General features: G+C 39.7%; 19 protein-coding genes and 1 riboswitch. Of the genes, 17 read left to right on the top strand and 2 right to left on the bottom strand.

Annotated elements, in window-relative coordinates:
- Positions 1 to 120: 120 nt before the first annotated feature.
- Positions 121 to 831: a trehalose operon repressor gene (gene treR / locus HMPREF2984_RS07615; RefSeq protein WP_059221057.1), complete on the bottom strand. Its 711-nt coding sequence runs from the start codon at positions 829 to 831 to the stop codon at positions 121 to 123.
- A 179-nt stretch (positions 832 to 1,010) separates the two neighbouring features.
- Between treR and treP the strand changes: the two genes are divergently transcribed.
- The 8 genes from treP to HMPREF2984_RS07655 all read left to right on the top strand — a co-directional run bounded on the left by treP (position 1,011) and on the right by HMPREF2984_RS07655 (position 11,371).
- The gene (gene treP, locus HMPREF2984_RS07620) at positions 1,011 to 3,023 is read left to right on the top strand and encodes a PTS system trehalose-specific EIIBC component (RefSeq protein WP_070670978.1); all 2,013 of its coding nucleotides are present in this window, start codon (positions 1,011 to 1,013) and stop codon (positions 3,021 to 3,023) included.
- 209 nt (positions 3,024 to 3,232) lie between these two features.
- Complete coding sequence (gene treC / locus HMPREF2984_RS07625; RefSeq protein ID WP_049533478.1) at positions 3,233 to 4,864, top strand: alpha,alpha-phosphotrehalase; 1,632 nt, start codon at positions 3,233 to 3,235, stop codon at positions 4,862 to 4,864.
- A 159-nt stretch (positions 4,865 to 5,023) separates the two neighbouring features.
- A complete protein-coding gene (locus HMPREF2984_RS07630) occupies positions 5,024 to 7,234 on the top strand; it encodes an endonuclease/exonuclease/phosphatase family protein (protein WP_049533477.1) in 2,211 nt (736 codons plus the stop codon).
- Positions 7,235 to 7,402: 168 nt separating this feature from the next.
- On the top strand, positions 7,403 to 8,200 hold the full coding sequence (pflA, locus tag HMPREF2984_RS07635; RefSeq protein ID WP_070670981.1) for a pyruvate formate-lyase-activating protein: 798 nt from the start codon (positions 7,403 to 7,405) through the stop codon (positions 8,198 to 8,200).
- Positions 8,201 to 8,344: 144 nt separating this feature from the next.
- Positions 8,345 to 9,280 (top strand): manganese-dependent inorganic pyrophosphatase, encoded by a 936-nt coding sequence (locus HMPREF2984_RS07640; protein ID WP_070670984.1) that lies wholly within the window; start codon positions 8,345 to 8,347, stop codon positions 9,278 to 9,280.
- 49 nt (positions 9,281 to 9,329) lie between these two features.
- A complete protein-coding gene (locus HMPREF2984_RS07645) occupies positions 9,330 to 9,842 on the top strand; it encodes a YiiX/YebB-like N1pC/P60 family cysteine hydrolase (protein WP_003028341.1) in 513 nt (170 codons plus the stop codon).
- Positions 9,835 to 10,506 carry a DUF1803 domain-containing protein gene (locus HMPREF2984_RS07650; RefSeq protein ID WP_070670987.1) on the top strand — a complete coding sequence of 224 codons (672 nt, stop codon included), beginning with the start codon at positions 9,835 to 9,837 and terminating at the stop codon, positions 10,504 to 10,506. The genes HMPREF2984_RS07645 and HMPREF2984_RS07650 overlap by 8 nt, the downstream gene beginning before the upstream one ends.
- Before the next feature lie 106 nt (positions 10,507 to 10,612).
- Complete coding sequence (locus tag HMPREF2984_RS07655) at positions 10,613 to 11,371, top strand: CPBP family intramembrane glutamic endopeptidase (protein WP_070670990.1); 759 nt, start codon at positions 10,613 to 10,615, stop codon at positions 11,369 to 11,371.
- A 119-nt stretch (positions 11,372 to 11,490) separates the two neighbouring features.
- Here HMPREF2984_RS07655 and HMPREF2984_RS07660 read toward each other — a convergent pair whose 3' ends face one another.
- Positions 11,491 to 12,936, bottom strand: coding sequence for a UDP-N-acetylmuramoyl-L-alanyl-D-glutamate--L-lysine ligase (locus tag HMPREF2984_RS07660; RefSeq protein WP_070670993.1), 1,446 nt, complete (start codon positions 12,934 to 12,936; stop codon positions 11,491 to 11,493).
- 85 nt (positions 12,937 to 13,021) lie between these two features.
- Here HMPREF2984_RS07660 and HMPREF2984_RS07665 point away from each other — a divergent pair, with 85 nt between their 5' ends.
- The 9 genes from HMPREF2984_RS07665 (at position 13,022) to HMPREF2984_RS07705 (ending at position 24,576) form a co-directional block, all read left to right on the top strand.
- Positions 13,022 to 14,650: a putative polysaccharide biosynthesis protein gene (locus HMPREF2984_RS07665; RefSeq protein ID WP_003043362.1), complete on the top strand. Its 1,629-nt coding sequence runs from the start codon at positions 13,022 to 13,024 to the stop codon at positions 14,648 to 14,650.
- Positions 14,651 to 14,878: 228 nt separating this feature from the next.
- Complete coding sequence (locus tag HMPREF2984_RS07670; protein WP_070670995.1) at positions 14,879 to 15,973, top strand: cystathionine gamma-synthase; 1,095 nt, start codon at positions 14,879 to 14,881, stop codon at positions 15,971 to 15,973.
- A gap of 1 nt (position 15,974) precedes the next feature.
- Entirely contained in the window at positions 15,975 to 17,141 is a 1,167-nt protein-coding gene (locus tag HMPREF2984_RS07675) for a MalY/PatB family protein (RefSeq protein WP_070670997.1), read from the top strand.
- 69 nt (positions 17,142 to 17,210) lie between these two features.
- Positions 17,211 to 17,363: riboswitch (M-box (ykoK) riboswitch) on the top strand.
- Positions 17,364 to 17,626: 263 nt separating this feature from the next.
- The gene (gene mgtA / locus HMPREF2984_RS07680) at positions 17,627 to 20,281 is read left to right on the top strand and encodes a magnesium-translocating P-type ATPase (RefSeq protein ID WP_070670999.1); all 2,655 of its coding nucleotides are present in this window, start codon (positions 17,627 to 17,629) and stop codon (positions 20,279 to 20,281) included.
- Positions 20,282 to 20,378: 97 nt separating this feature from the next.
- Positions 20,379 to 21,008 carry a uracil phosphoribosyltransferase gene (gene upp, locus HMPREF2984_RS07685; RefSeq protein ID WP_070671011.1) on the top strand — a complete coding sequence of 210 codons (630 nt, stop codon included), beginning with the start codon at positions 20,379 to 20,381 and terminating at the stop codon, positions 21,006 to 21,008.
- A gap of 88 nt (positions 21,009 to 21,096) precedes the next feature.
- On the top strand, positions 21,097 to 21,711 hold the full coding sequence (locus tag HMPREF2984_RS07690; protein ID WP_223349572.1) for an ATP-dependent Clp protease proteolytic subunit: 615 nt from the start codon (positions 21,097 to 21,099) through the stop codon (positions 21,709 to 21,711).
- Positions 21,712 to 21,802: 91 nt separating this feature from the next.
- Positions 21,803 to 22,072 (top strand): YlbG family protein, encoded by a 270-nt coding sequence (locus tag HMPREF2984_RS07695; protein WP_022525177.1) that lies wholly within the window; start codon positions 21,803 to 21,805, stop codon positions 22,070 to 22,072.
- An 82-nt stretch (positions 22,073 to 22,154) separates the two neighbouring features.
- Positions 22,155 to 23,318, top strand: a complete 1,164-nt coding sequence (locus HMPREF2984_RS07700; protein WP_003028331.1) for an ABC transporter substrate-binding protein — start codon at positions 22,155 to 22,157, stop codon at positions 23,316 to 23,318.
- Between the two features lie 388 nt (positions 23,319 to 23,706).
- Positions 23,707 to 24,576: a branched-chain amino acid ABC transporter permease gene (locus HMPREF2984_RS07705; protein WP_070671001.1), complete on the top strand. Its 870-nt coding sequence runs from the start codon at positions 23,707 to 23,709 to the stop codon at positions 24,574 to 24,576.
- Positions 24,577 to 24,579 lie beyond the last annotated feature (3 nt).

Below are 24,579 nucleotides of genomic sequence, written 5' to 3' on the forward strand. Positions count from 1 at the left end.
AATTTTGCTTTACTTTTATAAATATGTGAATGACATTAAATATAAAGGAAGCAGATTGATGACATCCTTCCTTTTTGGCTATTTTAAATATTGAAGAATGAATTTTGTGAAGGGTCATGATCATTTTTGCCGCTTGGCAAAGTCAACGAAACGGAATTTTTCGAGTTTATGACGACTATCTGTAAACTGAAATTGCTGTCCGTCTGCGAGATAGACTTTTGATTTGACAGAGACGACATGGTGGTCATTTCCAATGCTCATCAATATTTTATCACGATTGGTAGCTGGATCAATTGTGATTTCTTTTTGGGCGTAAGCAATGTGTAGTCCCAGTTCATCTTCTAAATAAGCATAAATTGAATGCTCTGCAATTTCACGGCTAATAGAAGGGACAAAACTCTTATCAAGGTAATCAATATCTAAGACGGAGGCGATCCCGTCAACGACCCTTTGGCGAATAATCCGCCACACCAGACGATATTCAGGAAAACCAGTAAGACTGGATAATTTTTTATCAACTGTAATTTTTTCTAACTGGATGACATTGGTTTTAGAATTCATTCCATGTTGTCGGACAAGTTCTTGGTAACTAGTTAGGTTGGAAACGGGAAAGTCAATCTGTTCTTGTTGGATGACTTTAGAGCCTTGACCTCTCATTTTTTGAATGAGACCAGCTTTTTGAAGCAAATCAAGCGATTTACGAATCGTGTCACGGCTGACCTTGTAGGTCTGGACAAGTTCGTGTTCGCTAGGAAGATAATCATTCATCTGATATTTCTCGTTTAGAATATCTTGTTCTAAGAGTTTAAAAATTTGTTCATATTTTTTCATGATATCCTCACTTGTTTTCTTTTTAGCATACAACTAAATAAATTTTACCAAAAAAGAGCCTTTTTTACTACAAACAACTTGCAGACATCTTTGGTATCGTTTACAATAAATGTATCAATCAATTGTACAATGATGAAAAAAAGAAGGAGAGTGTTAGGTTGAGCCTAGCCAAACAGAAAATGGGAAAATTTGAGAAAGACGCCAAGACGCTATTAGAGGCTATCGGCGGCAAGGAGAATGTCTCAGCTGTCAGCCATTGTGCAACTCGGATGCGCTTTGTATTGGCAGATGAAAAGAAGGCAGACGTAAAAGCAATTGAAGCCATTCCAGCTGTAAAGGGAACTTTTACAAATGCAGGGCAGTTTCAAGTCATTATCGGAAATGATGTGCCGATTTTCTACAATGATTTTACAGCTGTTTCAGGGATTGAAGGAGTATCAAAAGAAGCAGCCAAAGCTGCTGCCAAAAGCAATCAGAATCCAGTACAGCGTGTCATGACAATGCTGGCGGAAATTTTCACTCCAATTATTCCAGCCATTATCGTTGGGGGGCTGATTCTCGGTTTCCGCAATATTCTGGAAGGTGTGCAGATTCAGGCGCTCGGTCAAAAAATGGTTGACGGTGTTGCTCAGTTTGCTAAAGACGGTACTCCGATTTACAATACAATTGTGGATGTATCACAGTTCTGGAGCGGGGTAAACTCATTCTTGTGGCTACCGGGTGAAGCGATTTTTCACTTCTTACCTGTTGGTATTGTTTGGTCTGTTTCTCGTAAAATGGGAACCAGTCAGATTTTGGGAATTGTTCTTGGAATCTGTTTGGTATCACCGCAATTGCTCAATGCTTATTCAGTAGCTAGCACACCGGCTTCAGAAATTGCTAAAAACTGGGTGTGGGATTTTGGCTTCTTTACAGTTAGAAAAATTGGATACCAAGCACAAGTTATTCCAGCTCTGCTTGCAGGATTGTCGCTATCTTATCTTGAAATCTTCTGGCGCAAACGCATTCCAGAAGTTGTGTCCATGATTTTTGTGCCATTCTTATCCTTGATTCCGGCCTTGATTCTAGCGCATACAGTCCTTGGTCCAATTGGTTGGACACTTGGACAATGGCTGTCAACAGCGGTGCTTGCTGGTCTGACTGGTCCTGTTAAATGGCTCTTTGGTGCGATATTTGGTGCTCTCTATGCTCCGTTTGTTATCACTGGTCTGCACCACATGACTAATGCCATTGATACACAGCTGGTTGCAGATACAGGTGGCACAGCACTATGGCCAATGATTGCCTTGTCCAATATCGCTCAAGGTTCAGCTGTGTTTGCTTACTATTTGATGAACCGTCATAATGAACGTGAAGCACAGATTTCTCTGCCAGCAACGATTTCTGCTTATCTAGGTGTTACAGAACCAGCACTTTTCGGTGTCAATGTGAAGTATGTCTACCCATTTGTGGCAGGGATGATTGGTTCTTCTATCGCAGGTCTGTTATCGGTAACCTTTAACGTAACAGCCAATGCTATCGGAATCGGTGGGATTCCAGGTATTTTATCTATCCAAGCTAAATACATGCTGCCATTCTTCTTTATTATGCTGGTGGCCATTGTAGTACCAATGCTATTGACCTTCTTCTTCCGCAAGACAGGTATGCTTACAAAAACGGAAGATGAAAGTGTGAAATCACCGCAAATTGAAGCGATTGACGAAGCTAAAGAAGCAGCAGCAAAAGTGGATTTTGCAGAAATTGTCAGCCCGCTTACTGGAGAAGTCAAAGAATTAAGCCAAGCAACTGACCCCGTCTTTGCTCAAGGCGTGATGGGACAAGGAGTTGTCATTCTTCCAAGTGAGGGAGAACTGGTGGCCCCTGTGAACGGGACAGTATCAGTACTTTTCCCAACCAACCATGCTGTTGGAATCGTGTCAGATGAAGGTGTCGAATTGCTCATGCATATCGGTATGGACACTGTTAATCTCGACGGAAAAGGTTTTGAAGCTCATGTGGCTCAAGGAGACAGAGTGAGCGTAGGTCAGAAACTGGTTAGTTTTGATATAGCAGCTATTCAGGAAGCTGGCTTAGTGACTGAAACACCTGTGATTATCACAAATCAAGAGCAATTTCAGGCTGATGAACAGGGAACATTACCGCGAACTGTTAGACGTGGAGATAAGCTGATGACAGCTACTCGAATCGGGTAAAATGTTTGATACGAGCTATGGTGAGCAGGATTTTATCTAACGAATAGACAAATTTATCTCAGTAATCCATTTGCCTCACTGCTGGAAATCCAAGCAGCAATCTCTTAACGAGAGGCACAAAGGCTCGTAGCAAAGAATAAAAGTAACAACGATAAAGGGGAGGAGCGCAAGCCCCACCTCTTTCTTTTAGAAATAGAAAAGGAAGACAAATGGCATTAGATAAGACAAAAGTCGTCTATCAAATTTATCCAAAATCATTTAAAGATACGACCGGCAATGGGATAGGAGATTTTCAAGGTATTATTGAGAAAATTCCTTACCTTAAAGAATTAGGAGTGGGTATGGTCTGGCTCAATCCTTTCTATCCCAGCCCGCAGCGTGATAATGGTTATGATATTTCAGATTACACAGCTGTCAACCCTCTTTTTGGAACGATGTCTGACTTTGAAGAGATGGTCCAAGTTGGAAGAGAGCACGGCATTGATTTCATGCTGGACATGGTCTTAAATCACTGCTCAACTGAGCATGAATGGTTTCAAAAAGCTTTAGCTGGTGATCCGTACTACCAAGATTTTTTCTTTCTGCGCGATGAGCCAACAGACTGGCTGTCTAAGTTTGGCGGCAGCGCCTGGGCGCCTTTTGGAACAATGGGCAAGTACTACCTGCATCTTTTTGATGTGACGCAAGCTGATCTTAACTGGCGCAATCCTCATGTCCGTGAAGAACTTTTCAAAGTTGTCAATTTTTGGCGGGACAAGGGTGTCAAAGGTTTTCGCTTTGATGTCATCAATCTGATTGGAAAAGATGAGGTGTTGGAAAACTGTCCGGAAAATGATGGTAAGCCTGCCTATACGGACAAGCCCATTGTACACGACTACTTGCACATGCTGAATGAAGCGACTTTCGGACAGGCTGACTCATTTATAACTGTCGGGGAGATGAGTGCGACTACTATTGAAAACTGCATTCTCTATACAGATCCGGCACGTCACGAATTGTCTATGGCCTTCAATTTCCATCATTTAAAGGTGGATTATGAAAATGGTCAAAAATGGAGCTTGAAAAAATTTGATTTTGAGGAGCTCAAGCGTCTTTTCCATACATGGGGCAAGGAAATGAGTGACCATGACGGCTGGAGTGCTCTATTTTGGAACAACCACGACCAGCCACGTGCTTTAAATCGTTTTGTTGATGTTCAGCATTTCCGTAATGAAGGAGCAACCATGCTTGCGGCCAGCATTCATCTGTCTCGCGGCACGCCGTATATCTATATGGGAGAAGAAATTGGCATGGTGGATCCAGACTATGACTCTATGGCAGATTATGTGGATGTAGAATCTATCAATGCCTATCAGATGCTGCTGGAGCAAGGCAACACACCAGAAGAAGCTTTTGCAATTATTCAGGCCAAATCTCGCGATAATTCTCGCACTCCTATGCAGTGGGATGATTCAGCGAATGCTGGCTTTACGACAGGCATCCCTTGGCTCAAAGCTGGGAAATCTTATCCTGAAATCAATGTTGAAAATGAGATGCAGGGCCCGATTTTCACTTTCTATCAAAAACTGATTGCTCTTCGCAAGGAGCTTCCTATCATTGCCGAAGGCAGCTATCGACCAGTTTATGAAGACAGTCAGCAAGTTTATGCTTTCGAGCGTCAATTGGGGGCCGAAAAACTTCTGGTACTCAATAACTTCTATCCAGATCCGATTACGATAGATATTTTACCAGAGTATCAAAATGGCGAAGTGCTCCTTTCTAATTATGAAGAAGCTCAAACAGCAGCAGTTGTAACCTTAAGACCTTATGAAAGTTTGGCAATTATTGTAAATAAACACTAAATGTAGCAATAAATCCTAAAATCGACTGAATTGTTCAGCCGATTTTTTAAAACCCAAGAGAAAGCGCTTGCATTATCCTTCTGTTTTATTTATAATAATTACGGTAAAAATACATCTCAAGGAAATTTGATTTCCAAATTATGATGTAAAGGAGAATATATGAAAAAAACTTCAAAGCAATTGCCTGTATTGTTTGCGACAGCTATTTTGTTAGCTAGTTGCGTTCTAAGTCCTGTTGTTCAGGCAAATGAGGCGAGCTCTTCAAGTTCAGAAACTTCTGTAACAACGACTTCAGAGTCTAGTTCTGTTGCTTCGACAACTCAGTCGCAATCATCAGAAACAACTTCTGAAAGTTCAGCAAGCAGTACGAGTAGTACGAATGAACCAAGTAGCACAAGCGAAGCAACACCTAAGACAGAAGCTTCAAGCAGTGAAGCAAGAGCCGCTGCTTCGGAATTTACCGAGGTAGCCAATATTGGTCAAATTCAAGGCGAAGCACATGAATCGCCTTATAATGGGAAAAAGGTGCGTGTGTCAAATGTAGTCGTCACTAAAACGGATCAATATGGCTTTTATGCACAAGACATCAAAGCTGACGGGAACACAAAGACTTCAGATGCTATCTATGTAGTTTCAAAGGAAAAAGTAGCCGTTGGAGACCGATTGACGATTGAAGGTGAAGTTAAAGAAGGTTACATGGAGTCGCTAAGCATCCGTTCGGGCCAACAATTTAAAAAACCAGCTGATAGCTTAACTGTCACGCAATTGATAGCTTCAAAGGTAACAAAAGACGGAACAGCGGCATTACCAGCTCCTGTCAATATTTCAGAGCGTATGCCAAAAGATATCGTAGACAATACTCCGACTGTCTATGATCCAGAGCATGATGCCTTGGACTATTGGGAAAGTCTGGAAGGCATGCTGACAACAGTTAAAAAACCTCGTGTGCTTGGGCCGCAATATCGCGGAGATATCTACCTGTTGCCTGCTGGCTATCAAGAATTACCGTTAAATAATATCGGTGGCGTCAATTTACGTCCGAATGCGCAAAATACGGCAACCATTCCAGTTTATGTAGGAAATAGGTTTGTTGCCAAAGCCAAAGATTACTTTAATGAAGATGTTGTTGGAGTCGTGAGTTATCGCAGTAAAGTCTTTAAATTGGAGCCAACCCAATTGCCAGCTTTGCAGGACGGTGGTTTGCAAAGAGAAGTTTCTAAACTTTACCCAAGTGAAGATAAACTGACGATTGCTTCTTACAATATTGAAAACTTCTCGGCGAACAATGCAGCGGGGGAAACACCTGACGCAAAAGTGGAGAAAATTGCCAAATCCTTTATCAATGAAATCCATAGTCCAGATATTATCACACTCATAGAAGTTCAAGATAATAACGGAAGTGTCAATGACGGCACAGTAAGTGGTGTTAAAAGCGGGGAAAAGTTAGCCGCTAAGATTAAACAATTAGGCGGCAAAGAGTATAAGTATGTCGAAGTAGCTCCTGTTGACGGTGCAGATGGAGGAAAACCTGGCTCCAATATTCGTGTAGCTTTCTTGTACAATCCTCAACGAGTGAAGCTAGTAGAACGTGAAGCAGGAAGTAGCACAGAAGCGGCTGCTTTCAAGGACGGTCATTTGGTGAAAAATCCTGCCAGAATAGACCCAACTAATCCAGTCTTTGAAAGAGTTAGAAAATCTTTAGCAGCAGAATTTGAATTTAAAGGCGAACGGATTGTCGTGATTGCCAATCATTTGAAATCCAAGCTCGGGGACGATGCGGTTTATGGTTCAAAACAGCCTGCAGTACAAAATACATTGGCACAACGGATTGAACAAGCTAAGTTGCTGAATGCCTTTGTAAAAGAAGGGTTGAAGCAAAATCCAAATTTGAAGTTTGTTTTGACTGGTGACTTTAATGACTTTGAATTTTCAGAAACTGCCAAAGCAGTGGCTGGTAATGAATTGATAAATATGATGCTCAATCATGATGCAGCTGATCGGTATTCTTACTTCTACCGTGGCAGCAATCAAAGTTTAGACAATATCTTTGTTTCAAAAAATATTGCGGATAAAACAGTATTCTCACCAGTTCATATCAATGCTTCCTTTATGGAAGAACACGGTCGGGCGTCAGATCACGATCCCGTTATTGCACAGCTTGATTTTAGTCAGAAGAAAGGTAATACGACACCGACACAACCAACTGAGCCAAAACCTTCTGGTGACAGCACAACTCCACCAAATAGAGATGATAAACCAACTAAAAAGAGAATTTTACCATCTACAGGAACAACAGGTGCTGAAGTCGCTGTTGTAGGGCTTGTCATCCTAAGTGCAACCCTCTTTTGGCGAAAGAAAGTGACGGATTAAAAGGAATAGATGATAAACGAGAGAGTTTTAGACTTCTCTCATTTTTTGAAAAATATTGAAAATGAAACTGAAAAACAGATTATTTTCTAAAAAATAGACAAATTGTGCCTCTATCTAGAAAAGAAGTGTTATAATAATAGTATAAAACGTTTTCAAGAGGATAAGACGATGGAAAAAGAAGTAATTGATTATGGAAAAGTAACAGGAATGGTCCATTCAACTGAAAGCTTTGGAGCTGTTGACGGGCCTGGCATCCGTTTCATTGTCTTTTTACAAGGTTGTAAGATGCGTTGTCAATATTGTCACAATCCAGATACATGGGCAATGGAAACAAATAATTCAAGAGAGCGAACGGTGGAAGACGTCTTGCAAGAAGCGCTTCGTTATCGTGGTTTTTGGGGTAAAAAAGGTGGGATTACAGTAAGTGGTGGTGAAGCCCTCTTGCAGATTAATTTTGTGACGGCTCTCTTTACCAAGGCTAAAGAGCTGGGGATTCATTGTACTTTAGATACTTGTGCGATGCCTTTCCGCAACACACCAGAATATCTCAAAGTTTTTGATTGCCTGCTTGAAGTGACAGATTTAGTGTTGCTGGATATTAAAGAAATCAATGATGCCCAGCATAAATTTGTAACAGGACATACTAATAAAAATATTTTGGAATGTGCAAAATATCTATCTGATAAAGGTGTTCCAATGTGGATTCGTCATGTTTTGGTTCCGACTTTGACAGACCGTGATGACGACTTAAAAGAGTTAGGTGAGTTTGTCAAAACCTTAAAAACAGTTGATAAATTTGAAGTGCTGCCGTATCATACAATGGGAGAATTCAAATGGCGTGAATTGGGTATTCCTTATCCATTAGAAGGCATAAAACCACCAACTGCTGACCGAGTAAAAAATGCCAAAGAACTCATGAAAACCGAATCCTATACAGAGTATATGAATCGCATACATAATAGTTGATCAAAAGTAGAAAGTGAAATGTTGACCAGCACCTAAGAAGTTAGATAGAAAAACTGACGATTAAGTGCTTTTCTATTCCTCTCTTTGTGAAAATCTTAAAATTGTGCTAAAATAAAGTATATAAAAAGTTTACGAGGTACGATCATGTCTAAAATTTTAGTTTTCGGTCATCAAAATCCAGATTCAGATGCGATTGGCTCAGCTGTGGCCTTTGCTTATCTTGCGCGTGAAGCTTATGGCTTGGATACAGAAGCAGTGGCTCTTGGGACTCCAAATGAAGAAACAGCGTTTGTCTTGGATACTTTTGGTGTAAAAGCACCGCGTGTGGTGACATCTGCCAAAGCAGAAGGAGTTGAGCAAGTCATTTTAACAGACCATAATGAATTTCAACAATCTATTTCTGACATTGCAGAAGTAGAAGTGTATGGCGTTGTGGATCATCACCGTGTAGCGAATTTTGAAACAGCCAGCCCACTTTATATGCGTTTGGAGCCTGTTGGTTCAGCTTCTTCTATCGTTTATCGCATGTTTAAAGAATCTGGTGTAGCTGTACCAAAAGAACTCGCAGGTCTAATGCTCTCAGGTTTGATTTCAGACACTCTTCTTTTGAAATCACCTACTACACATCCAAGTGATAAGGTCATTGCTCCAGAATTAGCTGAATTGGCTGGTGTGAATTTGGAAGAATACGGTTTGGCTATGCTTAAAGCTGGAACGAACTTAGCAAGCAAAACAGCCGAGGAATTGATTGATATTGATGCTAAAACATTTGAATTAAACGGAAACCAAGTTCGTGTAGCACAAGTCAACACAGTTGATATTGCAGAAGTCTTAGAACGTCAAGCTGAACTGGAAGCAGCTATTGAAAAAACAAACGCAGCCAATGGTTATTCTGACTTCGTTTTGATGATTACCGACATTGTCAACTCAAACTCAGAAATCCTGGCAATCGGTCGCAATATGGATAAGGTAGAAGCAGCTTTCAATTTTGTTCTTGAAAACAACCACGCTTTCCTTGCTGGTGCTGTTTCTCGTAAGAAACAAGTCGTTCCGCAATTAACAGAAAGTTTTAATGCTTAAGAATAGAATAAAAAAGGAGTTTCGGCTCCTTTTTTGATACAATAGTTCTATGAAAATTCAAGATTTACAAAATGGGGATTTGCTTTTTGTGTCCAGTCAATCTGATATGGCAGAAGCTATTCAGCGATCAACTGGGCGGTATAATCATGTGGCGATCTTTTTTGACGGCTGGATTTACCATGCGACAAGCGAGCGGGGAGTCATAAAACTGCCGATAGAGGAATTTTTACAGGACGATGAATGTTATGGTGTCTATGTTTTCCCTGATATAGATGCGAAAGCTGTCTGGAAAAGAGCAGAACAACACCTTTACAAGCCTTATAACAATAGCTTTTATCCAAATGCGACAGGTTTTTACTGTTCTGAATATATTGCGGAAATTCTCCCCATTTTTGAAACTATTGCTATGCAGTTCGGTGATGAAGATGAGAAAATTGCTCCTTTTTGGCAGCAGTATTACAAGGAATTGGGGCTAGCTGTTCCTCTTCATCAGCCGGGAACCAATCCTAGTCAATTGGCTCAATCCGAAAAATTAGTTTATAAAGGAAGATTAGATGATTAAAGTAATCAATCCCAGTCGTTTGACACGTCAGCCCTTTTTTCATAAATTGATAAATTACTTAGACCGACATGACGATGTTACTTTGCGAGAGATAAAGCATGAATTTGCAAACTTTTCCAATATTGATCGCTCTATAGAGGATTATATCAAGGCAGGCTATGTGCTTCGGGAAAATAAACGCTATCGTCAAAGCGTTCCTCTGTTGGAAAATGTGACGGCTTTGTCTTTGGATCAGGAAGTCTTTGTGCGAGATGATAGTCCTCTTTATCAAGAATTGTTGAATATGCGTTTTGAGACGCATTTAACCAATCAAACAAACCAAGCTATTTTAGTAGAAAAAACGGATTTTCTCAGAGAGCAGTTGACGCTTTCCAATTATTTTTACAGGCTGGAGCAACAATATCCATTGATCAATCAGCAACAAAAACTTTATGATTTGGTAGGAGATGTAAATCCTGAGTATGCTTTAAAATATATGACGACCTTCCTCTTAAAATATGGTCGCAAAACTGAGCTGATGCAGAAACGGCGTGATATTTTTGTAGATGCTCTAGTGATTTTAGGTTATATTGCGCCTAACGAAGCAGGGAAATATGAATTAAAATTGGATTTTGATAAGGAAACATTGACCTTTCGTGTAAAGAAAGCATTAGATAAACCTTAGAATAATAAAATTTTAAGGTTTATTTGATAGATTTATAAGTATAAGGTTTAAGTTTAGCAAGATTTGGTAGTCACTAAATCGTTTCGTTGCATGAAAGGAAGGTATCGTGAATCTTTTAGCAAAAATTCGTCCGTCTCAGCTGTTGAAGTATTTGAAATGGTTTGATATTGTCATTGTGACAGCTCTGCTATTTGGACAATTTATCTATCGCTCAACAGAACTTTATCTTGCGAGCTTGTCACCGTCCACTACGGCAGCAGTAACAGATACAGTTAGTAAAACAGCAAGTGACGGAGTAGCTTATTCCAGTAATTTAGAATTGCAGCTTCTCATGTTAGCTTTGACGATAGCCTATTTAATACTTCGCCGTTTTGACTTTAAGCAGTTGCCGATTCGTCTATCGTGGTCGGTACTCTTTTGGATTCCCTTTATCTTTGCGGTTATGGGGATTCTCGCGGATACAGTGACGACTCTTAGCGGAGAATACAATTATTTTGATCCGCAATTGTGGAAATATATTGATCTGACGGAAATTTTCCGCAAATTTATTGATTTGACACCTATGGCTATTCTCTATGCTTTGCTCAATGGCTTCTATGAAGAATTTTTCTTCTTAGGTTTATTGACCTCTGTAAAAGATAAATATAAGTGGTGGGTTCTTCTTTATTCGACAATTATTCGTGTTTCTTTCCATACCTATCAGGGGATGCTCTGGGCGCTGACGATTGGTGTTGGTTTTGGACTTCTCTATTATTTCCTTTACAAATACAAGGTTAAAAATCTCTTGCCTTTCTTCCTCGTACATGCTCTTGCGGATATGTATGGATCAAGTCTAATGTATGTTTTGATTAGTTGGAGAAAATAAAATCATAAAGCAAGATTTTGATTTCTAAAGAATTGTGCATCTCTATTTGTTAGTATAAATTTGTAATTTTTCTTCAATAATTAAAGGTCGAAAACGTTTGTCTCGACCTTTATTAGTTTCTATAAATATTTTTCTGCAATTGCATAATCACCTGGATAGTTAGCTTTTTTACCATTTATAATTTGGTAGCAATCAGCGCCTTTGCCTGCTAGAATGACAGCATCGCCTTTTTTACTAGTTAAGCCAAGGGCTTTTTTAATAGCTTCTTCGCGGTCAGCAATCATATCAACATCAAAGGATATGTAAGAAGCAATTTCTTTGGCAATGGCAATTGGATCTTCGTAATTTGGATCATCTGCGGTTAAAATCACCATTAATTCTGGATGTTGATTGATTAGTAGACCAAAATCTTTGCGGCGACTTTCGCCCTTATTTCCAGTTGCACCGAGCACCAAAATAATCTTACCTTTTTGATGTTCTTGAACGACCGATAGGAGATTAGCGAGACTGACACCATTGTGTGCGTAATCCACAAACACTTTGGCACCATTTTGTTGGGTCAGCACTTCCATACGTCCAGGGACACGCGTGCTTGCGATTCCCTTCTTGATGTCCGCAACGGAAGCACCCAAGCGGAGACAAGCAAGTACAGCGGCAAGCGCATTTTCTTGGTTGAAACGACCAATCAGCTGAATGTCAAATTTCTCTGCTAACTTTCCGCTGGTTTCAAAAGAGAAGGCTTGCGAGTGACGAATTTGATTGTCTGAATGCTGTCCGTAGAAATCATGATCCATGGAAGCAACTTGCTCAGCCAAAACTTCAAAATGGTCCATTTCGCTATTGACCACCACAGCTCGGCTATTTTCCATGAGAAGCCGTTTATGATAAAAATAGTCTTCAAATGTTGGATGTTCAATTGGTCCGATGTGATCAGGACTAATATTGAGGAAAACGCCAACATCAAAGGTCAAACCATAAACCCGCTTTTTCAGATAGGCTTGACTGGAAACCTCCATGATAAGATGAGTTCGTCCATTCTCAACAGCTGTCGCCATCATTTTGAACAAATCCAAGCTTTCCGGTGTTGTCAAAGCAGATTTGAAGAAATGTTCTCCGTCCAGCGTCGTGTTCATGGTAGACAAGAGAGCTGGCTTGTGACTTTGTTGGAGGATATGATAGGCGAAATAAGCAGAAGTGGTCTTTCCTTTGGTTCCTGTAAAAGCGAGCAATTTGAGTTTGTCTTGTGGATTTCCATAAAATTCCATGGCAAGAAGGCTCATGGCTTGTTTTACGTCATTGACTATGAGAGCAGGAATTCCCACTTCAAAATCCATTTCACTGATATAAAGCTGTAGACCCGCTGTCACTGCTTTTTCCAAGAATTCTTTTTTAAAATTGTCACCCTTGACAAAGAAAAGAGTGGAAGCATCCACTTCACGGCTGTCGTAGCTGATTTTTTCAAAAACAAGATTACGATAATGATAAAAATATTGTCCCTTGTCGATAATCTCGCGGAAATTGTGATCGTTTTTTAAAATGTTTAATGCGTTTTCAATTGTTATCATATTTCTATTGTAAACTTAATGGCGAGGTTTTACAAGCGGAAAGGAAAAGTTTATAATAAGATGAGACTATTTTTAGAGGTTATGTATGGACCAACAAACAACAAATCAACAAAAACAAATGCTGCTAGGAACAGCTTGGCTGACAGCTAGTAACTTTATCAGCCGCTTTTTAGGGGCAATTTATATCATTCCTTGGTATATCTGGATGGGGAAACACGGTGCAGAAGCCAATGGATTGTTTACTATGGGCTACAATATTTATGCTTGGTTTCTTCTGATTTCTACGGCAGGAGTTCCAGTTGCAGTCGCCAAGCAAGTCGCCAAGTACAATACGATGGATCAAAAAGATCATAGTTTTACTCTCATTCGTGAATTTTTGAAATTCATGCTCTTGTTGGGGGTCATTTTTGCAGTTGTGATGTATCTTTTATCACCGTTCTTTGCGCGTGTATCAGGAGTTGGGAAAGAGCTGATTCCGGTCATGCAAAGTTTGTCGTGGGCTGTGCTAGTATTTCCAGCCATGAGTGTCATTCGTGGATTTTTCCAAGGTTTTAACAATTTAAAACCGTATGCCATGAGCCAGATTGCTGAACAAGTCATTCGTGTGATTTGGATGTTGCTTGCAACATTCTTCATTATGAAATTGGGCACTAAAGATTATGTTGCTGCAGTGACCCAATCTACTTTTGCAGCCTTTGTCGGTATGTTTGCTAGTATGGCGGTTTTGGTTTATTTTCTTTGGAAGACCAATCTCTTGACATCTATCTTACACAAACCGGCTAATAGTGCTGAAATCAACAGCCGTGCTTTGCTGGTGGATACGATTCGTGAAGCCATTCCTTTTATCATCACGGGTTCTGCTATTCAGCTTTTCCAAATCATTGACCAGATGACATTTATCAATACGATGAAATGGTTCACCAATTATAGCAATTCTCAGCTGGTGGTTATGTTCAGTTATTTCTCTGCTAATCCAAATAAGATTACCATGATTTTGATTGCAGTAGCAACTTCGATCGGCGGTGTGGGGATTCCCTTGCTGACAGAAAACTATGTCAAAGGTGATTTAAAGGCGGCTGCGCGCTTAGTTCAAGATAATTTGAGTATGTTACTGCTGTTTCTTTTACCAGCAACGATTGGTTCTGTCTTAGTAGCCCGTCCTTTGTACACGATTTTCTACGGACGACCAGATAGTTTAGCCTTAGGACTCTTCATTTTTGCTATGTTACAGACGATTATTCTTGGCGTCTATACTGTCTTGTCGCCAATGATTCAGGCGCTTTTTCAAAATCGTAAAGCGATTATCTATTTTGGTTATGGAGTTCTTGTTAAGCTCATTTTGCAAATTCCATTTATTTATCTGTTTAGAGCCTATGGACCGCTTCTGGCAACGACAATTGGACTCATCGTTCCAATCATTCTGATGTACCAACACATTCGTCAAGTAACTGGACTCAATCAAACCATTCTCTTCAAACGGAGTTTGTTGATTGGGATTTTAACAGCAGTTATGGCTCTTTTGATTGCCATTGTGGAAGTCGTACTTGGCTTTGTTTTTCATCCAAGTGGACGCATTTCGAGTATGCTTTATTTGGTTATCATCGGTGGCTTGGGCATCGCTATTTATGGAGCAATGGCTTTGCGAGTCCGTTTGTTAGACCGCTTTATTGGTGAGAAAGCTCAAACCTTACGTCAAAAATTTCATATTCATTAAAAGGCTGCAAGGCTTTTTAATGTTGTAGAAAAATTATAAAAATTAAGCTATAATGAAAATAGCTATTCTTGCAATCAAGTTCTATAATTTTTTGAATAGTCAGTATAGTTTAAAACTATATCTAGCTCTTGAAAAGAACAAAACACAGTATTTTCGTAAGATGTTACAATAGAATCACTTAGAATAATAAAGGTTGATTGATTCTATTTCGATCTTATGGAGCTTATTATGGATAAAAAATTACAATTAGATACTCTTTTAGCTCATGCTGGTATTAAAACAGATGAAGCAACAGGTGCATTGACAACTCCTTTGCATTTTTCAACGACCTATCAGCATCCAGAATTTGGAAAATCCACTGGATATGACTATACGCGCACGAAAAACCCAACGCGAAGCAGCTTGGAAAAGACGTTAGCAGCCATTGAGCATGCGGATTATGCATTAGCTACGAGCTCAGGAATGAGCGCCATTGTTTTGGCTTTTAGTGTTTTTCCAGTTGGAAGCAAGGTTCTAGCAGTTCGTGACCTTTATGGCGGTTCTTTTCGCTGGTTTCATCAAGTGGAGCAAGAAGGGCGCTTTCACTTTACATATGCAAATACGGAAGAAGAATTACTTGCGGCTTTAACAGAGGATATAGATGTGGTGTATCTGGAAACCCCGACGAATCCGTTAATGCTTGAGTTTGATATTGCGGCTATTGCAGAAAAAGCTCATGCAAAAGGTGCAAAGGTTATTGTAGATAACACATTTTATACTCCAATCTATCAACGTCCTTTGGAAAATGGTGCTGACCTAGTTCTTCATTCGGCGACCAAGTACTTAGGAGGACATAATGACGTTCTGGCTGGTGCCCTTATGACGAGTGACAAAGAGCTTTATAAGAATCTATTCTACAATCTCAATACGACAGGAGCTGTCTTATCTCCATTTGATAGTTATCTCTTGCTTCGAGGTTTGAAAACTTTGTCTCTACGTATGGAGCGTTCAACAAAAAACGCACAAGCTGTAGCAGCTTTCTTGAAAGATTCGCCAGCAGTAAAAGAGGTTCTCTATCCGGGAAAAGGCGGCATGATTTCCTTTAAAGTCAAAAATGAAGCAGTTATTCCACATTTGCTAAATACGTTAAAAGTCTTTACCTTTGCAGAAAGCTTGGGGGGAGTAGAAAGTTTGATTACCTATCCTGCGACTCAGACACACGCAGATATTCCAGCAGAAGTGCGGAAATCCTACGGTTTAACAGATGACTTATTGCGATTGTCCATTGGAATCGAAGACAGCCAAGACTTGATCACAGATTTAAAATTTGCTTTGGAGGTATAATATGAGCAAATACAATTTTCAAACAGCACCGAATCGCTTGTCTCATCACACTTATAAGTGGAAAGAGACAGAGACAGATCCTCAATTGCTGCCAGCATGGATTGCAGATATGGACTTTGAGGTCATGCCGGAAGTAAAAAATGCGATTCATGACTATGCAGAGCAGTTGGTTTATGGCTATACTTATGCGAGTGATGAGCTACTCCAAGCGGTGTTGGATTGGGAAAAGAGCGAACATCGGTATTCGTTTGATAAGGAAGATATCGTTTTTGTAGAAGGTGTTGTGCCAGCTATTTCTCTTGCGATTCAAGCCTTTACCAAAGAGGGAGACGCTGTTCTAATCAATTCTCCTGTTTATCCACCTTTTGCTCGTAGTATTCGCTTAAACAATCGAAAATTGGTATCTAATTCTCTCAAAGAAGAAAATGGTCTATTTCAGATTGACTTTGAGAAGTTAGAAAAAGAGATTGTCGAAAATAATGTGAAATTGTATCTTCTTTGCAGTCCGCACAATCCCGGAGGACGTGTTTGGGAAAGAGAGGTTTTGGAAAGAATCGGTCATCTTTGTCAAAAACACCAGGTTATCTTGGTATCAGATGAGATTCATCAAGATTTGACCTTGTTTGGTCATGAGCATGTTTCCTTTAATACTGTTTCACCGGATTTTAAAGACTTTGCTCTGGTACTTTCTAGCGCTACCAAGACCTTTAATATTGCAGGGACTAAAAATTCCTATGCTGTTATTGAAAATCCTGCATTGCGTGCACGGTTTAAACGTCAGCAGCTTGCCAATAACCACCATGAAGTGTCAAGTTTAGGTTATATTGCGACAGAAACGGCCTATCGCTATGGCAAACCTTGGTTGGTGGCATTAAAAGCTGTTTTAGAAGAAAATATTCAATTTGCGGTGGATTATTTTGCCAAAGAAGCTCCGCGGTTAAAAGTTATGAAACCACAAGGAACTTATCTAATTTGGCTTGATTTTAGCGATTATGGTTTGACAGATGATGAACTTTTTACTTTGTTGCATGACCAAGCCAAAGTCATTCTCAATCGAGGAAGTGACTATGGAAAAGAGGGGGAGTTGCATGCAAGATTAAATATTGCAACACCAAAACTCTTAGTAGAAGAGATTTGCAAGAGAATCGTGCGTTGTTTGCCACAATAAGAATGAAAAGAAATTTTCAGAAACAGCCATTTTGGGTTGACAATCGTTCTTAAGAGGAGTATAGTTAGTATGAAAAATCGGTAGGTGAGGCTACCATAGGGATACGGATGACTACCGCAAAGTAGTGGAGACACTATGCGCTGGTTAGCAGTTGAGATCGCTAAGGTTTTGACTAATGTCATTTCATTGCCCTACGGAGTTAAAGCTTGAACGGTAACACAAGACATACAGTCCTGCCATGTTTTTCATGGTAGGATTTTATTGTTTTGAACTGATTTTTTTAAAAAAGGAAACCGTAAGGGAAAGGAGTGAGGAATATGCCAAATGATGATCACCCGAGTCAACAGAAAATCAGTCGATTGCCATATCTGAGCATTCCTCATGCTCCTTTTGGAATCGACTCTAGCAAATGAACGACACCTGAGCAAAAAGCTGTGTGCAGTTATTTTATTGCTTGGATGCGTCTTAGATAGAGGAGAAAATCAGTGAAAACAGCAAAAGAAAGATTAACAAATGCTCTTCATATGTCTGTAGGGGATACGATGACTTTTTTCAACACTTCCAGAGCAGGACTGACAGAAGAGCAAGTTGAAGAAAATCGCGACTTATATGGTGAAAATGAATTGACTAAAGGGCAAGAAGATTCAATTTTTAAAAAAATTTATGAATCCATTATCAATCCTTTTACCGTCATTCTCTTACTCATTGCATTGGTATCCTTGGTGACCAATGTTTGGCTGGCAAAGCCTGGGCAAGAAGATCCGACGACATTTATCATCATTGTTGTCCTTGTCTTGTTGTCTGGTAGTATTCGCTTTGTGCAAGAATTGCGGAGCGACAAAGCAGCCAGCAATCTTTCACGTATGATTGTCAATACAGTGACAGTCGTTCGTGAGGGAAAAGAACAGGAAATTCCAATTACAGAATTAGTGGTAGGAGACATTATTCGCTTGAGTGCAGGAGATATGTTGCCAGCAGATGTGCTAATCTTGGATTCGCGCGACTTCTTCGTGCAACAGTCAGGCTTGACAGGCGAAAGTGATGCTGTTGAAAAAATGGCGCTGGATAAATGTGAGGAAAAAGAGGCAGATAGCTTGCTTGAATCTGAAGCCCTTGGCTTTATGGGAACCAATGTGATTTCTGGTCGTGCCATTGCCCTTGTTCTGGTCGTTGGAGATGATACCAAGATGGGTGCTATTGAGCAAACGCTCAATACTTATGATGAACCAACTTCATTTGAGCGGGAAATGAACAGCATTTCATGGTTGCTCATTCGTCTCATGTTGGTACTTGTACCCATTGTCTTTCTTATCAATGGTCTGACAGACGGGGATTGGCTAGAGGCTGGTGTATTTGCACTTAGTGTCGGTGTTGGTTTGACACCAGAAATGTTACCTATGGTCATCACTGCGAGCTTGGCTAAGGGTTCCATTCTTATGGCAAAAGAAAAAGTTGTTATCAAGAAACTTAATGCTATTCAAGATTTGGGAGCGATTGATATTCTTTGTACGGATAAAACAGGAACGCTGACACAAGATGAGATCGTTTTGGAATATCCGCTTGATATTCATGGAGAGCTTGATTTAGCCGTTCTTCGCAGAGCTTATCTTAATTCGTATTATCAAACAGGGCTAAAAAATCTGATGGATCGTGCTATTATCAATCGGACGGAAAAAGAAGCAGAAAAGCACGAAATCGTTCGTAACTTGGACCAAACTTTTAAGAAGATTGATGAATTGCCTTTTGACTTTGAGCGTCGTCGCATGAGTGTGTTGGTTCGAGATGATGAGAATGTCGTCAGCATGGTGACAAAAGGTGCTCTGGAGGAAATGCTGTCTATTTCAAATTATGTCGAAGACAAAGGGGAAATCCTTCCTTTGACAGAAGAGATTCGCCAAGAAATTTTAGCAGAAGTTGCACAGTTAAATGAACAAGGATTGCGTGTGCTGGGCGTCAGCTATCGCTCAGACTTAGATGCTGACTATGAATACACAGTAGAAGATGAGTCAGACATGATTTTGACAGGGTATCTTGCCTTTCTTGACCCGCCAAAACCTTCTGCAGCGCCTGCTATCAAGGCTTTAGCAGAATATGGTGTTGCCACCAAAATTTTGACAGGTGACAATGAAAAAGTCACAGAAGCGGTCTGTGAGAAAGTTGGGTTAGATGCAGAACATATCCTACTTGGTTCTGTGATTGAAACGATGTCGGATGACGAATTGAGCAAAGTTGTTGAAACCACAACTGTTTTTGCGAAATTATCTCCCGACCAAAAAGCGCGTATCATTTTGCAGCTGAAAGCAAATGGGCACAAGGTTGGTTATATGGGAGACGGCATCAATGATGCACCTTCTATGAAAGTAGCTGATGTAGGGATTTCAGTTGATACAGCTGTCGATATTGCCAAAGAAACAGCTGATGTTATCCTATTAGATAAGGACTTGTTGGTGCTTGAAAAAGGCTTGGTAGAAGGTCGAAAAGTCTATGCTAATATGACCAAATATATCAAGATGACAGTCAGTTCCAACTTCGGGAATATCTTTTCCTTGTTGATTTCAAGTATTTTCCTACCATTTTTGCCTATGGCACCGATTCATCTGATTGTGTTAAATTTGGTGTATGATATTTCATGTATCGCTTTACCATTTGACAATGTCGACCGTGAATTTTTGCAAAAACCGCGCATTTGGAGTGCCAAATCCATCACGCGCTTCATGGCTTGGATTGGTCCAATCAGTTCTATTTTTGACTGTATGACCTTCTTGATTTTGTTCTTTATCATTGCACCGATGATGACAGGTTCTGTTTATCATCATGGGATGTCTAGTGAGTTCATCACCATTTTCCAAACAGGTTGGTTTATTGAGTCCATGTGGACGCAAACCATGGTTATCTACATGCTGCGCTCACCTAAACTGCCGTTTATTCAAAGCAGACCGGCTTTGTCTGTAGTTATGACAACGCTAGCAGCCGTGTTCTTTGTAACCTTATTGCCCTATGGTCCTTTTGCTACGCTTTTAAAAGTGGCTCCATTAAACGGTACTTATTTCTTATTCTTAATCCTTGTCATGATTTTGTATATGGCAAGTGTTACGTTTGTGAAGCATCTTTATATTAAGAAATACCATGAATGGTTGTAAGCAATTGACAATCTTTGAAAAGGCTTGTTTGTCACGAGCCTTTTTTATGTTTTTTTGATATAATAAGAAGAATAAATTGAAAGAAGGAAAACCAATCATGGAAAAATTTCAAGTGATCGCACATCCGCTCATTCAGCATAAATTGTCTATCCTACGTCGCACAGATACCTCTACTAAGGCTTTTCGTGAGTTAGTAAATGAAATTGCTATGCTGATGGGCTATGAAGTTTTACGTGACTTACCATTAGAAGATGTGGAAATTGAAACGCCCATTACAAAGACGGTTCAAAAACAATTGGCTGGTAAAAAATTAGCTATTGTCCCAATTTTACGTGCAGGTATCGGTATGGTGGACGGTCTTTTGAGCCTTGTGCCAGCTGCTAAAGTCGGACATATTGGCATGTATCGCGACGAAAAAACCCTAAAACCAGTTGAGTACCTTGTGAAGTTACCAGAAGACATTAGCCAACGTCAAATCTTTGTGGTAGATCCCATGCTGGCGACAGGTGGTTCAGCTATTTTAGCCATTGATTCATTGAAAAAACGCGGAGCACACAATATTAAATTTGTCTGCCTTGTTTCAGCGCCAGAAGGTGTGAAAGCTTTACAAGAAGCTCACCCAGACGTGGAAATCTTTACAGCAGCCCTTGATGATCATTTGAATGAAAACGGCTATATCGTTCCAGGATTGGGAGATGCAGGAGATCGTCTTTTTGGTACAAAATAATGAGTTTTATGTTTGACCTTTTTTGACCAAAAGGCTATAATAGTCTCATATTTGAAAAATCTCACTAAAAATTGTTAGTCAGATTAAAATATCAGATGAAAAGGAGAATACAATGATTCCTGTAGTTATTGAACAAACAAGCCGTGGAGAACGTTCCTACGATATTTACTCACGCTTATTAAAAGATCGCATTATTATGCTGACGGGTCCTGTTGAGGACAATATGGCTAATTCCATTATTGCGCAATTACTTTTTCTTGATGCGCAGGATAATACCAAAGATATTTATCTTTACATCAATACGCCAGGCGGTTCCGTATCAGCTGGTCTAGCGATTGTTGATACCATGAACTTCATCAAATCAGATGTCCAAACAATTGTCATGGGGATGGCTGCTTCCATGGGAACCATTATTGCTTCAAGTGGTGCTAAAGGCAAGCGCTTCATGTTGCCGAATGCAGAATACCTGATTCACCAACCAATGGGCGGAACTGGTAGCGGTACGCAACAAACCGATATGGCGATTGCGGCTGAGCATTTGCTGAAAACCCGAAATAACTTGGAGAAAATCCTTGCGGATAATTCAGGGAAAACCATTAAGCAAGTACATAAAGACGCAGAACGCGATTATTGGATGAGTGCTCAAGAAACCTTGGATTATGGTTTCATTGATGAAATCATGGCAAATAATAATTTAAACTAATCATTTGTTTATTACTGTACGAAAAATGTCCTCTGATGGGCATTTTTTTGATATACTTATAAATGATAAAATTAAATTAGAAAGAAAATTCATGTTTAAAAAAGAAGAACGAACAGGTTTGATTGTGTATTTGTATTACAATCGAGATGTGAAAAAAATAGAAACTATTGGCGATATTGTCTACCATTCTAAAAAGCATCGTTACCTCCAGTTGTATGTTCCGACAGAGCAAGTAGAAGAGACGATGCAAAAGTTATCTAAAGAAAAATATGTCAAACAAGTACGGGTTTGTCACATTCAAGAATTGGACACAGACTTTGTTGGAAACTTGTTTAGAGATAAAGAAAACGTAAACATATAAAAAAATCTCATTTACCACTTGACAATTGTCAGATAATTCGATATATTCTAAACATATCATTTCGGAACGAGGAGATAAGAATATGAAGAAAAAATTTGCTCTATCATTTGTTGCCCTTGCAAGTGTTGCCCTTCTTGCCGCTTGTGGGGAAGTAAAGTCAGGTGGCTCCAATACAACTGGTACAAAAGTTGCTGATAAGACTATTAAAATCGGATTCAACTTTGAAGAAACTGGTGCAACAGCAGCTTATGGAACAGCCGAACAAAAAGGTGCCCAACTGGCTGTTGATGAAATCAACAAAGCTGGTGGTATTGATGGCAAGAAACTTGAAGTTGTTGACAAGGATAATAAATCTGAAACAGCAGAAGCAGCTTCTGTCACGACTAACTTGGTAACCCAATCAAAAGTAAATGCAGTCGTAGGACCTGCAACTTCTGGTGCAACAGCAGCGGCAGTTCCCAATGCGACAAAAGCAGGTGTGCCTTTGATTTCACCTAGTGCGACACAAGACGGTTTGACGAAAAATCAAGAATACTTATTCATCGGAACTTTCCAAGACAGTTTCCAAGGGAAAATCATTTCTAAATATGTGACAGAAAAGTTAAAAGCGAAAAAAGTTGTGCTTTATACAGATAACTCAAGTGATTATGCCAAAGGTATCGCAAAAGCTTTCCGTAATGCCTACAAAGGTGAGATTGTTGCAGATGAAAAGTTTGTCGCTGGTGATACAGATTTTCAAGCAGCACTTACCAAGATGAAGGGAAAAGATTTTGATGCGATTATCATTCCTGGTTATTATACGGAAGCTGGTAAAATTGTCAACCAAGCGCGTGGTATGGGAATTGATAAGCCAATCGTTGGTGGTGATGGCTTTAATGGTGAGGAATTTGTCCAACAAGCAACTCCAGCCAAAGCCTCAAATATATACTACATCTCAGGTTTTTCTTCGACAGTTGATGTCTCAGCGAAAGCTAAGAAATTCCTAGAAGCTTACAAGGCTAAATACAACAATGAAGAACCTTCAACATTTGCAGCGTTAGCATACGACTCTGTTTATCTTGTTGCCAATGCTGCCAAAGGTGCGAAAACATCTGTTGACATCAAAGACAACCTTGCTAAGACAAAGAATTTTGAAGGTGTAACAGGTGATACCAGCTTTGACAAGAATCATAATACTGTTAAAACAGCCTTTATGATGACCATGAACAATGGGAAGGTCACAGCAGCTGAAACAGTTAAGCCATAATCATTTGCAGGATTGCTTAAAATATATTTTATAGTGTATAAAAGAGTAACTATTTATGGTGAACATCGTAGATAGTTACTTCTCTTTATACGGGTTAAAAGAAAAGAGGCGGGATAAAAGTCTTAGTCTTAAAAATATGTTTCATTAAGGTTTGTAAGACATAGTGATTGATTGTTAGATATGTTTTAAGCTGTTAAAAATCAGTCAACCGTGAAATGAGACTTAAAAGGTTTAAAGGTCTCATTTACTCAAACTTAGAATAGATGAGTGAGAAAAATCAATTTTTTTGAAATGATGACTTGACTCGCTCTTTTTTCACAATAGATAAGAAAATGTGAACGATCACATAGTTCTTTCTTCTATACTATAATTAGAAAGTGTGGTGGCCATGCTCCAACAACTTGTTAATGGTCTAATTTTAGGGAGTGTCTATGCTTTGCTCGCTCTCGGCTATACCATGGTTTATGGGATTATCAAGCTTATCAACTTCGCTCATGGAGATATTTATATGATGGGCGCTTTTATGGGCTATTTCCTGATTAACTCTCTTCATCTTAATTTTTTCCTTGCCTTGATTTTGGCAATGATTGGGACGGCAATTTTAGGTGTGCTGGTCGAGTTTCTGGCGTATCGTCCACTGAGAAATTCGACTCGGATTGCAGCTTTGATTACTGCGATTGGTGTTTCATTTTTCTTGGAATATGTGATGGTCTATTTTGTGGGGGCCAATACTCGTTCGTTCCCACAAGTGATTGAAACGGTTCGTTATAATTTTGGTCCGATTAGTCTCACAAATATCCAATTGATGATTTTGGTCATTTCCTTGATTTTAATGGTATTGCTGCAGGTTATCGTTCAAAAAACTAAAATGGGAAAAGCCATGCGGGCAGTTTCTGTTGATAGTGATGCAGCGCAGCTAATGGGAATCAATGTCAATCGTACAATTAGTTTCACTTTTGCTTTAGGTTCTGCTTTGGCAGGAGCAGCAGGTGTACTCATCGCGCTTTATTATAATTCCCTTGAGCCTTTGATGGGAATGACACCAGGGCTGAAATCATTTGTCGCAGCAGTACTTGGTGGGATTGGTATTATCCCCGGAGCAGCACTGGGGGGCTTTGTCATTGGTCTATTAGAAACCTTTGCGACAGCTTTTGGTATGTCAGATTTCCGCGATGCGATTGTGTACGGTATCTTAATCTTGATTTTACTTGTCCGTCCTGCAGGTATTCTTGGTAAGAATGTGAAAGAGAAGGTGTAAGCG

It is taken from the genome of Streptococcus sp. HMSC066E07 (assembly GCF_001814695.1).
GTDB lineage: Bacteria > Bacillota > Bacilli > Lactobacillales > Streptococcaceae > Streptococcus > Streptococcus hominis.

What these genes read in the sequence shown, in the direction of transcription:
- HMPREF2984_RS07660 (WP_070670993.1), bottom strand. Translation starts at nt 12,936, where the DNA reads ATGATAACAATTGAAAACGCATTAAACATTTTAAAAAACGATCACAAT.
- pflA (WP_070670981.1), top strand. Translation starts at nt 7,403, where the DNA reads ATGGAAAAAGAAGTAATTGATTATGGAAAAGTAACAGGAATGGTCCAT.
- treP (WP_070670978.1), top strand. Translation starts at nt 1,011, where the DNA reads ATGGGAAAATTTGAGAAAGACGCCAAGACGCTATTAGAGGCTATCGGC.
- HMPREF2984_RS07640 (WP_070670984.1), top strand. Translation starts at nt 8,345, where the DNA reads ATGTCTAAAATTTTAGTTTTCGGTCATCAAAATCCAGATTCAGATGCG.
- treC (WP_049533478.1), top strand. Translation starts at nt 3,233, where the DNA reads ATGGCATTAGATAAGACAAAAGTCGTCTATCAAATTTATCCAAAATCA.
- HMPREF2984_RS07705 (WP_070671001.1), top strand. Translation starts at nt 23,707, where the DNA reads ATGCTCCAACAACTTGTTAATGGTCTAATTTTAGGGAGTGTCTATGCT.
- HMPREF2984_RS07650 (WP_070670987.1), top strand. Translation starts at nt 9,835, where the DNA reads ATGATTAAAGTAATCAATCCCAGTCGTTTGACACGTCAGCCCTTTTTT.
- HMPREF2984_RS07670 (WP_070670995.1), top strand. Translation starts at nt 14,879, where the DNA reads ATGGATAAAAAATTACAATTAGATACTCTTTTAGCTCATGCTGGTATT.
- HMPREF2984_RS07695 (WP_022525177.1), top strand. Translation starts at nt 21,803, where the DNA reads ATGTTTAAAAAAGAAGAACGAACAGGTTTGATTGTGTATTTGTATTAC.
- upp (WP_070671011.1), top strand. Translation starts at nt 20,379, where the DNA reads ATGGAAAAATTTCAAGTGATCGCACATCCGCTCATTCAGCATAAATTG.
- HMPREF2984_RS07630 (WP_049533477.1), top strand. Translation starts at nt 5,024, where the DNA reads ATGAAAAAAACTTCAAAGCAATTGCCTGTATTGTTTGCGACAGCTATT.
- HMPREF2984_RS07645 (WP_003028341.1), top strand. Translation starts at nt 9,330, where the DNA reads ATGAAAATTCAAGATTTACAAAATGGGGATTTGCTTTTTGTGTCCAGT.
- HMPREF2984_RS07665 (WP_003043362.1), top strand. Translation starts at nt 13,022, where the DNA reads ATGGACCAACAAACAACAAATCAACAAAAACAAATGCTGCTAGGAACA.
- HMPREF2984_RS07700 (WP_003028331.1), top strand. Translation starts at nt 22,155, where the DNA reads ATGAAGAAAAAATTTGCTCTATCATTTGTTGCCCTTGCAAGTGTTGCC.
- HMPREF2984_RS07675 (WP_070670997.1), top strand. Translation starts at nt 15,975, where the DNA reads ATGAGCAAATACAATTTTCAAACAGCACCGAATCGCTTGTCTCATCAC.
- treR (WP_059221057.1), bottom strand. Translation starts at nt 831, where the DNA reads ATGAAAAAATATGAACAAATTTTTAAACTCTTAGAACAAGATATTCTA.